The organism is Haladaptatus sp. DYSN1 (assembly GCF_029489995.1).
Classification (GTDB): Archaea; Halobacteriota; Halobacteria; order Halobacteriales; family Halococcaceae; genus QDMS2.
Window position 1 is genome coordinate 65,087 of the sequence record NZ_CP120472.1, and the last position, 14,338, is coordinate 79,424.

Genomic DNA, 14,338 nt, shown 5'->3' on the forward strand with positions numbered 1-14,338 from the left:
GATTGTCCGCCCTGAAGAGCCGTTATTCGGCCACGAAGTCGATGGGGCAACAATCTGGATTATCGTTGACGGATGTCGACCGTATGCTCTATAGGCGGAGCAGGGCGAGAACCCCGACCCTTGAGGTCGGGGTTGTTCACTGCGATACGTGAGTCGTGTGACAACGGATACGAGGACCGTCAGCCGTCAGACCCACGTCTCGTACTGCTCGTCGACGTCCTCGATGGTCTCGTGCAGCGACACCAACCGTCCGACGATTCGCGTGTGCGCGTCGTCAGATTGTGGGCCCTCCGGAGGGTCGTTTGGACCCCTGTTTCCCGGTCGTGTTGCGCCATACGTCAGGCCAACGACCGCACCGTCCAGCGTGAGGAGTGGCGACCCGCTGTTGCCCTGCACCCCGGGGACGTGTGTACGGAGCCGCGGATCGATACTGCTCGGCTCGGCCATCGGGCCGGCGGTGATGACCCAGTTGCCCATAATAGAGGGGTGCCCGACCTGGAGGAGGGGCTGGCCGGCCTCGAGGTCGTCCGACGACCCAGCCTCGAGCGGGTCGAGGTCCAGCCCCTCGGCTCGCACCAGCGCCACGTCCGGCTGACGGTTCTCGACGTAGTCGACCACTTCGGCTTCGTAGGATTCCCCGTCGACGGTCCAGAGGTCGAATGTCTCCGACCCGCGGACGTTGTGAGCGTTGGTGATGACGTGTGACCCGTCGCCGTAGACGAACCCGGTCCCGCTGGCGTGGACGCCGCCGCCGAGACTCGTCTGCAGGTAGACGACCGATTCCCTGACTCGCTGGCCGACCTCTCCTGCTCGCTCGACGGCCTCGTCGTCTAGCTCTGGTGGCGTTTCGTCGCCCTGACGGAGCAGCTCCCCTGATGAGGCATTCTCCGGGATGGAATCAGAGACTTGGTCAACGCACCCTGCGACCGCGACGAGGGCGCCCGATGCGGTCGTTTTTAACACCGCACGTCGGCTTGGCATACTGGATGGTGGGGTGGCCGACGAAAAAGACCGTCGTTGCGTGAACCGCGCCCCTCGGGGACCGATAAACTGGCAGGCTACGTCGCTTCCTGGAGTTTTGCTTCGAGCAAATCGAGCAGGTCCCAGAGCGCACCGACTGGTGAACGAGCGTCGAGCGTAGACGGAGAATAGTCGTACTCTGACTCTGGTGAGGTACGTTCCTGAAAATGGAACCATCCCTCAACGTGTGGGTTTGGTTCGTTGTGAAAGCCACAATCGTATCCACTGGACTTGCGTAATGCAACTTGAACATCGCCTCAAAGTGCGTCCGTGGGGCTGCTGGATGAATGGAAGCTACCCGAGTATCCTCCTCAGTGAGAGTCGGAGAAGGGTGCCAAACGAGGCGGAGTGTTGCTGTGTCAGCGTCCCTGCCAAAGTATTGCGGAGAAATCGTCGCTGCGACTTCGGCGTACTCGCCGCTGGGTTCACCCCACGCTGCAGAGACTGCGGGATGGTGTTCAAGCTGTTGGCGAAGTTATCTGAGAATTCGGTGGCGGTCTGCCCCAGACTCACTGCCTGAACGACCACCGGTCATGCCGACGCGGGACGCGACGAACTGTACGTATCGTAATGGTCGAGCGCATCACGAACGATCGACAGTCGATACCGGGCGTACTCCCAATCCGAGACGGCTTCGAGACGTTCGCGCGCCTCTGCGGGCGTGAGGCCACTACTGGCAATAGACGTCCGAAGCGCGGTCGGTGATTCAACCCCGTACGTAGAGGTAAACTCCGCAAGTTCCTCTTGCAGGTCGACCGCCCTCGTGGCAAGCTGGTCTTCTGTGTGTTCCTGGATGAGTTCGCGAATATCCTGTGACCGAGTGTAAATTGCATCTGGGGCATAGCCAGCCCCCCGCTCAGTCGTGGTCGTTGCGAGAACGCCGAGGTCGGCAAGCCGTGAGAGATGGCTACGGGCGGTATTCTCTGAGACCTGTGCTTCGTCTGCAATCCACGCTGCTGTGCGGGAGGTCGACACGGTAAGGGCGACGCTTTTCACGCGGTCGAAAGCCGAAGTATGCTTAAGCCAAGTATCGCTCATTGAAGTTACTTTGAGTCGCATATCAATAATTCTATTCATACCTCAAAATATTTTTCAGTCATTCGACCGACCCCATTTTTTCCGAGAGATAGCACTCCCAGCAGGTGAACCCGGGAAAACATTCTTCGCACGCAGGCTCGTCCACTTCCGTTGATGTAGCAGGCGCAACGCCACCATCAGTCACGACGCGCTCGACCTTCTGTGCGGCCTGCAAGACGGGTGCGCGAATTGCCACGGCGAGACGGTGTTTACACGCACCCTCGAAGTGGGCATCGGCAGGGCATTCGCAGGTTGTGGGAATGCCGTTCCCGACCGTTACGAGGTACTCGTGATTCTCCGGGTCGGCGTAGCTCCCGTTTCTGATGAGCACGCCGCATTCGGTGAGGGAAAACTCGAAGGCTTCGTACTGGGCGCGTTTCAGGGAACGATTCGTGTACTCCAGTCGATTGAGAATGTGTGTTGACATGGGGATACAGCGAGGCCTGTGACAGGCCCCGCACCCCTTGGGGGCCGATAAACTCCCAGACGAGAGAGGGAGAACCACCACTGAGATATCCTAGCGAACTTATGCAAAGCAAGTGCTTACGATTCGTTTAGTTGCTGCAGAAGATACTACCGATGCTATTCGACGTTTACTCCCCAGGCATCGTGCTCCGAGGTACCGTCCGTTTCTTCAGCCCCATTGTACCCATTGAAATTAGCGAAGGTCCCAGTCCGCTGCTGGACGACTTCAATGCTGACACTCCCATCCGATTCGACATGCCACCAAAGGCGGTCGCCATCATTAATCCCAAGTTCACGACGGATTCGACCAGGGATGTTCGCCTGACCGCCCGAGACTGTACTCTCAGCGTCTACCCGATCTCTACTCATGTAGTTCAGTCAGTTGTCCACCGACAAAGGAGTAATGTGCAAGCAACCTACTCTCACTGGCATTCGAATTTGAATCGTCACAGTTGCTACCTTCCACGGATGTTTGCTGACTCAATTTCATATGTCGCGATTTCAGATGGGCCACAGTACGGACATGTGTCATCGAAACTCCCAACAGTCGTTCCACAGCGTCGACACTCGTAGACAATCTCTTGAGAAGGGGATTTGAACCACCACCACTCGAAGAGGCGACGCATCTCAGAGCACCTCCTCGAGTGCATCGCGATGCTTTCTGAGTGTCGCCGTAGAAACGTCGGCATTTTCAGCTAATTCACATTGAAGGACGTGCTCTCCAGCATGATTGCTTGCCAGTTCGAGACACGCTGCAGCCACGCCAGCGGGGTTACAGCCGTTGTCGATGCCCAGCTCTCGTGCGTGGTCAGTGTACTCGACTGCGCGATGTCTCACCTCTGGAGAGAGGTCAAGCGACGAGGCTAGTTGCGGGAGGAACTGACGCGGTTTTGGAGGGGGTGTGGGCAAGCCCAGTTCCGTGTTGAGCACGCCAAATGCGTGGAGCACAGAACCGTTCCTATTTTCGGCAGTAAACAGCAGTCGCTCTCGTGAATTGAGAACTGCTGTGTGTCGCTGGGCTTGACACGGAACGTTTACTGCTATTGTTTATCGTCTCTGTCGGGGTGACAGCGGGCGCTATGAAGCACGACCCACCACCAGAAGTCACCCTCTGCTCTGAAGACTGTCCGATGTATGCAACAGGCGCAGTACCGAACGCGAGACGCGGGCCAGCGGAACGGCTTGCTGGCACGATTTCAGAATCCCCGATATACGAGGACGTGAAATCGTAGTCCAGCGTTGCCGAACTGCTGAAGAACACGCGAGCCACGTTGACCGCGCCAACGTAGTCCCGGTCGGCCTGAAAGCCACACCGAGCGTTGTCACAGCGGAAATGCCCACCGTGCCACACTTCATGGAAGTGGTCGGGGGACTTCGTGGTATGCCCCGTCGAACCACATCGAGGGCACGACCGACTCGTGTTATCCGGACGCACCCGCTTCACGTGCAGTCCGGCGATGTCCGCCCGGTACTCGATTTTCGAGATGATTTCACGGCGTGCCCATGAGGAGAGTTTCCACGAGAGTTGTCCTTCGCCGCGAGGCGGGCTGAGGCTTCGCAGGTCTTCGTGAACAATCGCGTCCACGTCGTACACTAATGCGAGGCCGAGGACTTGGTTTGCTACGTCGTGAACGAGTTGTTCTCGCTTGTGCCGAATCTTGTTGTTCACTCGCTCGTACTCTGCCTGCACGTGTTTGAACGAGTCCGTGTGGCCGCGTCCTTCTCGGCGCAGAGACGCGAGTTTGGCGTTGAGTTGGTTACGTTCACAAGCGAGATTCCTCATTCGTTCTCGCTCTGTGTTCTGGATAAAATACGGGACGGAGAGTTGGTCACCGTCTTCATTCACGACGACAGTGGTAGCGTCTTTTCGGATGCCGCCATCAATCGCTAAGACGGTTTCAACGTCATCAGATTTCTCTGCGTGTTCGACTTCGATGGGGAAAGTGAGTTCGTGGTATTCGTCCCCAGTTTTGGTCTGGGTAGGGTGGAACGAGGGGGCGGAGAGGCCACCGTGTTCAAGGAGGTCGTGGAACGCTTCGTAGCCTTCCAGTTCGTGTTCTGTCCACGTCCAGTCACCACGGGTCTCAGGTGCGACCGTATCGGGCGTTTTGAGGTTGGCTGTGAGTGTTTGCGTGTCTTCGTCATACTCGTATTTGACCGCCTGTCCAGAGGTGGGGCCGTCGTCTGCGGAGTACGGCAACACGCCTTTCGAGTACGAGGGACACTCTTGCATCTCAAAATACAACTCTGGAAACCGCCCGTGGCGGTCGTAGTAGGAGTTGAGTTGGCCGATGAGCAGGTCAACGTACCCAGATTTGATGTATTCCTCGGAGTTCCACAGCTGTTCTTTGATTCGCCGGGTGTGGATGCGGCGAATTTTGTGGTCAGGGAGGACACCTTGGATTGACTGGAATGCTTCGCGTTTGTCGACGTGACTGCGAAGTGTCTCACCGACTTTCTGCATCACACAGCGTTTGTACCGCGATGGGAGGTACAAATCAACGTCTGCGAACGCTTCACTCGAATCAAAGTATTTCCACGCTTGATACGAGTAGTCGTCAATCCCGGTGAGGTGTTCAGACGTCCAGTATCGCTCGATGAGCGTGTTCGCTACGCGGGTTGTGAGAGTGTCTAATCGGGCGTGGCGCTCTCGCTCCTCGAATGGAAGTCGGACTGGGAGTGAGAGGTGAGTGGACGCCATATTGTGTTATTCGTCGTCTTCGGTTTCTTGCTGTTCGAGGCGGATGACGGCGACTTTTTCACCAATCCAGTCTTTTGGAACGTGGACGTGAGCGCCGCCTCCTACGGGTTTTGCTTCTTTCTCAAGGACTTCCCGTCCCTCGAACGTGAACTCAGCCATATCTCTAATATATACTCAGTATCTATTAAGTGTTTAGGTTCAATTTGTATTGAAGGACTGCTGTTCACTGCCAATTTTTGTAGCAGTTACGTCACCCTCATCACAGTTGGCATAGTGGGCGATTTCTGTGACGTGTCGTGGATGCGAGTTACATCGACAGATTGCATAGACACATCCAGCCGCCATCGCATCGAGTGAGCGCCCCTGAAGCAGATTTTCGTTCTGGGCCGTGGTGAACAGCACGCACGTCTGGTCACGGATGCTCCGTCCGAGGTCGAGCGCACTCACGATGCGGCGAATCTCGTAAAACGCGCGCACCTGGTTTTGCTCGCGTTTCGACGCACGACGAGCGCGACCCTGTTCACGGCGAAATCGTCTGAGTTGACGTTGTTTGTTTGGCGAGAGTCTGTGCCCATTTCCGTCGTGATTGTGGCCGATGGTTGTGGAAAGTCCCTGGTCGTGGATCGAAGGCGTGAGGTGGTCCCCCGTCCGTTCAGGGTTCGTATCGCTGTCGGAGAACGACCGCCACTCAGGGCCAGGGTCGATCGCCTGGTCAGCAAGGATGAGTCCACAGTCATCGCAGACGGTTTCGTGAGAGTTCGTCGTTACTCTACCGTCGCATTCGGGGCAGGTATTTTGGGAAGTCTGTACGTCTTCGTCGAACGCCGTTTCGTAGATGTCTCTCGTCGCCATTCGAAATCATGAGGAGGAAGTGAAGCCCCTCGCCCCTTAGGGGCGCATAAACTGGCGGTCAGGGAAGTAGATTCAGGGAGTCAGTAGATTGAATCTGGATGAGCAATGGGCGGTTCTTATACGAACGGAAATCACTGGGGTAAACCTGACCATGCTTCACACGGGGAAGTTCCCGAGTCCGTGGCCCATCTAGTCCATGAGATGCTTCACTGTGAATTTCTGCCACTCGATTTGGTCCTCCAGCGAGTCCCCACTTCTCGGTCGTTTCCGCGAAAGCCTCACTCATGTTCAAGCGAGTACCTGCCCATTGCATGAGCTTGGGATGCTGCTCGCTCAGTGTATTCCCACACTGGTACTGTCAGTCGCCATCGAGCCCATATTCGTGGTTCAACGCCGCACACGTGTTCCGACTCAGCTCACGGGCACCACTGTGTTGGGTGGGGAAGATGGCCTGGCACACGGCGCCATCACCGGATTTGTGAATGCTCTGACCTGAAAGGAGGCTGACCAGTAGGTCTGGATTATTCGTATCAACACCACTCCAAATTGTGCTGGCAATCTCCGATTAACAGACCTTGGAAGGTGGGATTCCGGAATTCGAATCACCGTCTATCCCACGGACCGGCTTATACTCGCTCTGGAATGATGGTGCAGTCAGGTCGAGTGCAGTCGAAGAAGCCAACGTCGAACTCGGCGAGAATTGGGCGAACGAGCGTCATATCGACCTTTGACTCCATCGTGATGACCCAGCGCTTGAGCGCCCGATTCCGGAAAACATCCGGATAATCCTCCTTGAAGAGGTTGGTGTAGGACACAATCTGGCCCAGTGGTTTATCGACATCGCTCGAACTCTCGATTTTCTCACCAGATGTTTTTATCTCGAGTAGGTGTACCTCAGCTGGACCGACCGCAATGGCGTCGATAGACCGCGTGTAGGACTGCAAGAGGAACCCCCCTATGTCAGAGATTTCTCCTGACTTCCAGAACCCGCACGGAGCGCCATTCTCGCGGAACAACTCCGCGTACGACCGCGCGAACTTCTCATTGTACTCGGTCGGTTTCCCTTCTTGGACGCGGTAAGCGTCGTCGACACGCTTGATGCCGAGTGGGACCTGACAGTGAACGAACTCGAGAGTAGTGATGTCGAGTGGCCCCTCGAACATGAACTTCGCGAGGACATCCCTCTCGCCGCCGTTGAGCCCCCTCCAGTTCACCGTCGGTGGCCCCTGTAACTTACTCATCCATCAACACCGCCCAGATGCGTTTTTCAGCTTTACCTCGGCTCAGTGGCGCGAGGTCTGCAGTTTGGCTGACAGCCGCTTCGAGGTCGTCGAACTGTTGTATCAATCCCGAGTCAATCGAGTTGTGTACTGCGTTCTGGTTTGCGAGGAACCACATCAGTCGCTTGACGTCTTCGAACGTCGACGTGTCAGTGAACGTGGCAAGCGCTACATCACAATTCTTCTCCCCGAAACGCTTCGGCTCAGTCTGCAGGTCGGTCCGCCGCATCGATTCCCAGTACGATATACCGAGTACCTTCTCGAACAATTGCTTCACGTCTCTTATTCCCTTCATTGAGATGTCATCAGAGAACTCGATGGCGGCCTCGCCAAGGAGTTCCTCATCCGACATCCCATCGTAGAGTCTCCGGAGGAGTACGATGTCTTTTTCAGACAGTTCACCACTGCTGTTTGCGAGCCGCTTACCGATTATAAGCGGTGCTAGGTACCTTTTCATGGTACAATCTGAGAGGAAAATCGAATTCAGGTGGTGCCAGAGTAGTGAATAATCATATTGGAGATGGGTGAACTATTAGTGAGAGCCTTTCCGTAGGGTAATATAAACCCGGTGGTTTTGGCATTTGTTAGTTCAGATGTAGGTTTCACCTCTATCAATTGTTCCGACTCTAAAGAATACCGACGAGACTTTGATGAACGTGGAATGAGCTGAGTGAAGTCGTGCGCTGGTAGAATGTGGATAAATGACACCCAAAGGAACAGAAGGAAAGAACAGAACTATGAGGTACACTCGCTAGATAATCCGGAAATCAATCAGTCCGTACTCGCAGACACAACGTTCTCGCTTGTTTGTGAGTCGATGAGAAGCCTCTCCATCTCTGAATCGATACAGCATGTGCGTTGGCATTCCAAGCCTGTGAACTCGATTTCCGAACGGTCTACCGAGAAATCCTCTGGGATGAACGCCTCCTCGGGATTCGCGAGCAGCACTTCGAACACCGATTCAGTTTCTTAGCCAGGTAGGTAGCGCCGACTAGTCCCCGTTGGGAGCTCGATTGGAATATCCACAAACACTCGAGACTCTTGGTATTTTGAATGAACTTTGGAAAAGTCATCGAATACCTTCGTTTCGATGCTTCCGCCAGTAAGGACAGTCGCGAACCACGCATAAGGACAGGCATCAATACCGACGGCGGTCTTAGAGCCTCGTCCATTACCGTCGAAACGAGCGAGTTAGTGTAGTTGAGTTCCTCGGCCACGACGATCCACCCCTCTTCGAATCCGTCGGGGTAGGGAATGTTTCCGGAAGGGTACTCCTTAGCCGCTGGTCCCCGCCGAGTTCTTCGTAGACGCGTTGTGGGATGTGCAACGTGACATCCGCTTGCGTGGGTGCACGACGAAGCCGTTGAAACTTCTCGTTGTCCGGCCCACCACACCGAACGAACACGCCCGTATCCGCGATGTAGACTGTTTTCATGCAGCAGTATCAGCGAATTCTTCGGCGACCGGTTCGAGTGCCTGCAAGATGATTTCTGCCTCGAGCGGGGAGATGTCGAGTTCACGGGCCGCAATTTGGCTGTTGACGGTTCCCTCGACGTACTCCGATGCGTACGTGAGGGCCACCGCGAGGCCGTCGAGGCCGTGGCGCTCGATGTAAACGTCGATATCCCCGTTTTCGCTCCGACGTGCAGCAGCCGCGATGAGTGCTGGCGTAATCGTCTGTGTCTCACAGTTCGTCGAGAGCGTGAGCGAGATTGCCTCCGCGTCGTACTCAAACGGTCGTTGGTCACGGGTTTTCTCGATAAAGCCGGCTGCGTCGAGTTTCTGGACGTAGTCGTAGGCCGTGCCCTGAGGGATAGCGAGTTCAGCGACGAGTTCGGCGACCGTCACGGGGCCGTGCTGATACGCGTACAGGTATATCTGAGCGAGTGCAGGCGTCTCGAGGAGGTCGACGACTGTCTGGAGCTGCCCGATAGGCCGACCTGGCTGTGGTGGTGAGTTCGACACCTAGTTATGAATTATGGATAAATCATAATATGAATTCCGCCGAATCCTTTTGAGAAGTCAAGGGAAAAATCCCGTTCTCAGAGTGTAAACGAACTCCAGCATGTGTTGACCCACCACTTATTGTGGCGCTCTCGGTCATCAGACATATGAGTGAGAGCAATGGGGCTGCGGATACAGGGCCGTTCGCAGAACAACAGCGTTTATTCAAACTCCTCTCGCAGGACACGCGCCACCTCATCATTCAAGAGTTGCTGGGCCATCCCGCCCACCTCATGTCCGTTTCCGAACTCGAGTACATGGTCGGGAAGAGTCAGGCAGCAATCAAAGACCAGGTAGAGACACTCATCGAGGCAGGAATTCTCGCCCAATACACGTACGAACCTAGCAAAGGGAAACGAGACCTTCCCTCGCAGTTCTACGGGTTTACCACACGTGGAGTGGAGATTCTCTATGACTACAAGTACCTCCGTGGAGTCCCGATTGCCCGCGCGCTGTACGAGAACACGCGGAAGACAGAGAAAGTCGAGCGACACGAAGCGGCACCACGTCCATCGCTCCCCACGGCTGTCGTCGAGGCACTCACCTTCGACGAACCAGAGTTTGAGTGACGGCAACCCTACCCAGTGGAACGGTGTTGGGACCACAGTCCTCGATGAATTGAAAGCCGTCTGTGAACGTGACTGAAGCTTTATATCACATTTTCAGCGACACATCTATACCAACGTACATACAATGTATGTACAATGAGCACGAAACGGGTCAACTTTCGTCTTCCCGAAGAACTAGTGGACCACGCGGATATAGCAGCTGAGATCACCCACAAGAACCGAACTGAGCTGCTCATAGAAGCTCTCAGGCAGTATCTCAAAACAATAGAGTCAGAAGACGACTTTCGAGAGGCTGTCGTAGAATTGTATCTCAATAACCAAATCGAGTTCGAGCGACTCGTCGAAATTATCGGTCGTCAGGATGCAGAGGCAGTTCGTGCTTCGAAGCAGGTCCTTGACCGCGGTGAAGAGCTTGCAGACAAACTCGCCGACCTCTAAATGCTCGTTATTGACACGAGCGCGTTCGTCTCGCTTGCAGTCGGTGATGTACTAGAGCCGGTTTTGACTGAATTTGCTGTTGTAACGACACAGTCCGTTATTGATGAACTCAATCAGACCGCCGCGTACGATGACAGACATGGGCACGGAGCAGCTGCAGTTATTGATTCAGTAGAACGAGTCGAGATTATTGACACTGTAGGAGAACAGTTTTTCACGAGTCGCATCGATTATGGTGAAGCAAGTTGCGTCGCTGCAGTGAGAACGGTAGATGCGCCGTTCCTCATCACCGACGACTTTCGAGCACTCCCAGAACTTCAACAGTTGGTTGCTGCTGACGTTGCGCTATCCCCCATCTTCCTTCGAGCGTTAGTCAAGCGTGATGCGCTAACAGAACAAGAAGCCAAGAATGCCTTTGAGACTATCGCTGAAGGTCGTGACTGGCTTGGAGCGCCAATTTATCGATATGCCCGTGAACTCTTTGAGTGACCAACAGACCTACTCAGTAAATGCCACGTCGGCGGTCGAATACGAATAGAGCGAGATGTTGTGTTCGTCGCAGTGCGACTGGAGAGTACCGGGCGCAACCGACTTGCCATCGAACTGTCTTTCGTATGCAACGGCCACGCCATCCTCACTCGGTTCGACGACGATTACGACATCCGGCTCGTCGTGACTCGTTTTGATGACGCGATCACCTACCACGTAGGGATTCGGTGCGAACTCCAGATTCGTGTGCTTGTACGTATAGCACTTGATGTGTTGGTCGTGACAGTACGATGCGAGTTTCGCGGGGTGAATCGTCCGCCAGTCACCCGGCCCCTCATCGAGCAGAGCAGGGAATGTCACCTGAATCGCTTCGCCGTCCATCGTCTGTCCCATGATTTTCGCCTCGTGCTCGGGTGGTAGTACGTCGATGACGACTCCCACTGTAGGGTTTGTGTCTGCAACCTTGACCACTCGGTCGCCCGGAACGAACGGACTCGACGGCCGTTGGGTCATGTGGGCGGTGTTCGGACCGAGGTCCATGAGTTCGTTCATCGGTCGGACGACAAGATGGTCGAGCTTGCTCGGTCGGTCGCCTTCGTAGGCTTCCTCTGCCTCGACCTTCGATTGTAGCGTTCGCGTCCTGACCCACCCGAGCAACATGAGCGAATCTTCGTTGTCACGGTGCCACGCCATAACGATGATGTCGTCGTCTGGGTCGTTTTCGTACAGAGTTTTCGGCAAGAACGCAGAGACGTCGCGCGAAGTTTTCACGTCCACGGTGTAACCAAACACCTCGAAATCGTGACCGGAGAAACTCTCTGGATTGCATAGACGCATCGCCTCGTCGTTCTCCCAATGCCACATCTCGACGGGAAGGTATTCTCTGCAGAACGCTTCGAAGGCCAGTTCGCCGAGGTTACCAATGCGTTTGACGTCGATAGCTTGCTTGCCTTTCTTTCCAACTTGCTTCACCGCCTGGTGGTGGGCGCGCTCACGGTCGATTTCATCAGGGCGATATCGATACATTCAGCTGAGAGAACATATCTAGACGAGATAAACATTCTGTTTGGGAAACATTACCAGTGATAGTCGCATCGTTCTACGAAAATCAAAACGGTGTGGACACAGAGACCGCGGTGTCAGAATCCCATTACAAATCCTATGCACACGATAATATAATCTACTACATAAAGAATAATCGACAGCGGGAACTAGAACGGCTGACCGGCACCGAAGACGGATTGATAGTTTCTCGTTTTGCGTGGTCGCCGTCAAGTAGGAAAACGACGGTCGTGACCTCATCGAATAGATCTACGATGAAGGTGTAGAAAGGGTCTACGTTGGGGCACTCACAGACGTTCTCGACACGTGGTGGTTGGTTGAGAAATTCGAAGACGTACAATTTCTGGGCATTCCGAGCGTTCCTTAAGCGGTGGACCGATTACCACCGAGCCACCGAACTCCTCGGTAGAAATCAGTGACAGAGGGCAAGATTCCGTAGTAAAGCCGAAGAGAGTTTGCTGGCACGGCTGGCGACAAAAATGAAATGACCGCCCCTAGTCTACTTCCACCACTCACCGCGCTCAGGGAACTCCGTGTTCGACCACCGCGTCAACGCAATCGAACACCGCCCCTCGTACCAGTTTTTCGCCGCCGCTCGGAATCGCACCCGTTGTCCCTCTCTGACCATTGCTTGGTTTGATTTCTTCCAGACCGTGAACCGAATCAGTCCACTCTCATCTTCGAGGAGTCCAACATTTTGAATCGCTGGATGGGACGGCTTCCAAAGGCGCTCGATTCGGCCTTCAACAGTGACTTCGCCTCTTGGCACATCTCCCACCTTTGCAATGGGAACAATCCCACCCGGTCGCGTCCACTGGTCTTCGATGACTGCGACTGCCGCACTCACCAACTCCGCACCTCCGACCACTCGCTCGGCTAACTGCTTCGAGAGCACCGCTCGGGACACACTGTGTTTCACCATCCGATGAATGCGCATCGCCTGTTGGTTCACCGCCGCCAACTCCTCGCGACTCAGGCCCTCACGAGGGTCCTCACGTGCTGGGTCTAACTTCTGATTTACGCTTGCCGCCCGCTTTTCGAACTCCACTCTCTGTTCTCTACTTTGCTCGCTCACCATCCGCCGTGTCCGCGCCTCCCGGTCTGACTCCTGTCTATCGTCCCATCTCGTCCGCGTTCTCGCAATCTCCCACTCTCTCGCCAGCATGCGCTCTTCCGCCGCTAACGTCAATCCAGACACCTCCGCATCCGGGTGATTCAAATCGACTTTCGCCTGAATCTCCATCTCGACCGTGGGCCATAGCTCAGGACGCTCCTCTGCCGCCGCAAACTCATTTTTACTACTCTGTTCGACCGAAGCTTCTTGACCGATAGTGCGTTTAGTACTCATTGGTAGTTCCTTCCAGGATTACCGCAGAAGGCGCTCACTCGGCGTCTTCACTTTCAGAACTCACAACTCTCCAGCCGTGGCTCTCTAACGCCTCAACCACCTGCGCGCTCGCTTCGCGCCTTCGCAAGCGACCAACGGGAGCGAAGCGAGCGCGCCTCAGATAAGGAATAACCAGCACCGCGCGCCAGCGTCACCCGACGCGAGCGCCCAGCACGCAAGCCGGTTTCGCGTCCGTCGACCACGGGGAGACGCAACCGAGAGCGCGCTTGGTGCTGGCGGCAAACCAGACGCCCGGAACGCGGCTCCGCCGCGACAGCCCGGAATGGTCGGTGCCGAGCGAACGAGGCGCGACCGAAGGGAGAGCCTCGAAGCGAACGGCGACGGAGGAGCCGTGAGCAGCGTCCGGGTGAAACGCGGCGAGCGGGGCGTGCCAGAAACGAATATGAAAACCCGAATCGGTCTGTACAACGCGTTAGTAGGTAGATGCCAGCACGCGTCGGTCACTCAACGCAACGCGAATCAGTATGTCAAACGCCGATAGCGCGAAGATTCAACACAGGCACTCGATTGCAACGTACTTTCGCTGTGACGTCTCACGAATCCGTAGGAGTCCAACGGCATCGAGCAGTTCCAGGGCTCGCCAGATGGTCGAGCGGCTATGATCCGTTTCTGCACCCAATTCTCGCAGTGTGAACTCTGTGTCGTGTGCGTCGACCAGCACTCGGAACACATCGTCTGCCACCTGCAATCTGAACACCCTCGTGTCCGCAGTTGGCGTGACACGCAGACAGACCCTTATACCTTGTTCCATCTACTCAAACACTGTCCGAGTATAGGAAACAACAGATAACAGACGTGTAGGTCAGCATAGGGTCGCTGGTGCAGAAACGACGAAAGAGGCTGCATCGACAAATGTGACGTGACTACCACTGAACTGGCGTCCGATGAGAGCACACCACCGACACGTACGGTGTGACTATGCAACCCTCATGGGTGGGAGTGAACGGGGCCGGGCGCTCGCGCCTGCCTGGTC

The 14,338-nt window shown here is 55.5% G+C and carries 18 protein-coding genes and 2 pseudogenes; 4 read left to right on the top strand and 16 right to left on the bottom strand.

Translation table 11 applies throughout. The features are described from left to right. Positions 1-186: 186 nt before the first annotated feature. The 13 genes and pseudogenes from P0648_RS18070 to P0648_RS18125 form a co-directional block, all read right to left on the bottom strand. Complete coding sequence (locus P0648_RS18070) at positions 187-981, bottom strand: serine protease (protein ID WP_277506258.1); 795 nt, start codon at positions 979-981, stop codon at positions 187-189. Positions 982-1,551: 570 nt separating this feature from the next. Beyond that, complete coding sequence (locus P0648_RS18075; protein ID WP_277506259.1) at positions 1,552-1,995, bottom strand: ArsR family transcriptional regulator; 444 nt, start codon at positions 1,993-1,995, stop codon at positions 1,552-1,554. Between the two features lie 121 nt (positions 1,996-2,116). Then, positions 2,117-2,524 (bottom strand): SWIM zinc finger family protein, encoded by a 408-nt coding sequence (locus tag P0648_RS18080; RefSeq protein ID WP_277506260.1) that lies wholly within the window; start codon positions 2,522-2,524, stop codon positions 2,117-2,119. Positions 2,525-2,679: 155 nt separating this feature from the next. Beyond that, on the bottom strand, positions 2,680-2,931 hold the full coding sequence (locus P0648_RS18085) for an AbrB/MazE/SpoVT family DNA-binding domain-containing protein (RefSeq protein WP_277506261.1): 252 nt from the start codon (positions 2,929-2,931) through the stop codon (positions 2,680-2,682). A gap of 258 nt (positions 2,932-3,189) precedes the next feature. After that, positions 3,190-3,510, bottom strand: a complete 321-nt coding sequence (locus P0648_RS18090; RefSeq protein ID WP_277506262.1) for a hypothetical protein — start codon at positions 3,508-3,510, stop codon at positions 3,190-3,192. A 10-nt stretch (positions 3,511-3,520) separates the two neighbouring features. Then, positions 3,521-5,263 (bottom strand): transposase, encoded by a 1,743-nt coding sequence (locus P0648_RS18095; RefSeq protein ID WP_277506264.1) that lies wholly within the window; start codon positions 5,261-5,263, stop codon positions 3,521-3,523. Positions 5,264-5,269: 6 nt separating this feature from the next. Continuing rightward, positions 5,270-5,422, bottom strand: coding sequence for a DUF2080 family transposase-associated protein (locus P0648_RS18100; protein ID WP_277506265.1), 153 nt, complete (start codon positions 5,420-5,422; stop codon positions 5,270-5,272). A gap of 39 nt (positions 5,423-5,461) precedes the next feature. Then, a complete protein-coding gene (locus P0648_RS18105; RefSeq protein WP_277506267.1) occupies positions 5,462-6,115 on the bottom strand; it encodes a transcription initiation factor IIB family protein in 654 nt (217 codons plus the stop codon). Positions 6,116-6,741: 626 nt separating this feature from the next. Continuing rightward, the gene (locus tag P0648_RS18110; protein WP_277506268.1) at positions 6,742-7,356 is read right to left on the bottom strand and encodes a hypothetical protein; all 615 of its coding nucleotides are present in this window, start codon (positions 7,354-7,356) and stop codon (positions 6,742-6,744) included. After that, a complete protein-coding gene (locus tag P0648_RS18115; protein ID WP_277506269.1) occupies positions 7,349-7,852 on the bottom strand; it encodes a hypothetical protein in 504 nt (167 codons plus the stop codon). The genes P0648_RS18110 and P0648_RS18115 overlap by 8 nt, the downstream gene beginning before the upstream one ends. Positions 7,853-8,364: 512 nt before the next feature. Continuing rightward, entirely contained in the window at positions 8,365-8,538 is a 174-nt protein-coding gene (locus P0648_RS20610; protein ID WP_369685698.1) for a DUF429 domain-containing protein, read from the bottom strand. Positions 8,539-8,555: 17 nt separating this feature from the next. Then, positions 8,556-8,830: pseudogene (locus tag P0648_RS18120) on the bottom strand (hypothetical protein); the annotation flags it as partial. Continuing rightward, on the bottom strand, positions 8,827-9,360 hold the full coding sequence (locus P0648_RS18125) for a helix-turn-helix domain-containing protein (protein WP_277506270.1): 534 nt from the start codon (positions 9,358-9,360) through the stop codon (positions 8,827-8,829). The gene P0648_RS18125 and the pseudogene P0648_RS18120, both read right to left, overlap by 4 nt. A gap of 146 nt (positions 9,361-9,506) precedes the next feature. Between P0648_RS18125 and P0648_RS18130 the strand changes: the two genes are divergently transcribed. The 3 genes from P0648_RS18130 to P0648_RS18140 all read left to right on the top strand — a co-directional run bounded on the left by P0648_RS18130 (position 9,507) and on the right by P0648_RS18140 (position 10,895). Beyond that, positions 9,507-9,968 carry a winged helix-turn-helix domain-containing protein gene (locus P0648_RS18130; RefSeq protein WP_277506271.1) on the top strand — a complete coding sequence of 154 codons (462 nt, stop codon included), beginning with the start codon at positions 9,507-9,509 and terminating at the stop codon, positions 9,966-9,968. A gap of 135 nt (positions 9,969-10,103) precedes the next feature. Next, positions 10,104-10,406: a CopG family transcriptional regulator gene (locus P0648_RS18135; RefSeq protein WP_277506272.1), complete on the top strand. Its 303-nt coding sequence runs from the start codon at positions 10,104-10,106 to the stop codon at positions 10,404-10,406. Next, on the top strand, positions 10,407-10,895 hold the full coding sequence (locus tag P0648_RS18140) for a hypothetical protein (protein WP_277506273.1): 489 nt from the start codon (positions 10,407-10,409) through the stop codon (positions 10,893-10,895). It abuts the gene before it with no gap. 9 nt (positions 10,896-10,904) lie between these two features. Here the strand turns inward: P0648_RS18140 and P0648_RS18145 are convergent, their stop codons facing one another. Continuing rightward, positions 10,905-11,921 carry a hypothetical protein gene (locus P0648_RS18145; protein ID WP_277506275.1) on the bottom strand — a complete coding sequence of 339 codons (1,017 nt, stop codon included), beginning with the start codon at positions 11,919-11,921 and terminating at the stop codon, positions 10,905-10,907. A gap of 265 nt (positions 11,922-12,186) precedes the next feature. Here P0648_RS18145 and P0648_RS18150 point away from each other — a divergent pair. Then, positions 12,187-12,328 (top strand): annotated as a pseudogene (locus tag P0648_RS18150) (IS200/IS605 family transposon protein TnpB); the annotation flags it as partial. Between the two features lie 128 nt (positions 12,329-12,456). Here the strand turns inward: P0648_RS18150 and P0648_RS18155 are convergent. Further along, positions 12,457-13,305, bottom strand: coding sequence for a DNA-binding protein (locus tag P0648_RS18155; protein WP_277506276.1), 849 nt, complete (start codon positions 13,303-13,305; stop codon positions 12,457-12,459). Between the two features lie 550 nt (positions 13,306-13,855). Then, on the bottom strand, positions 13,856-14,116 hold the full coding sequence (locus tag P0648_RS20615) for an HTH domain-containing protein (RefSeq protein ID WP_369685691.1): 261 nt from the start codon (positions 14,114-14,116) through the stop codon (positions 13,856-13,858). Positions 14,117-14,338 lie beyond the last annotated feature (222 nt).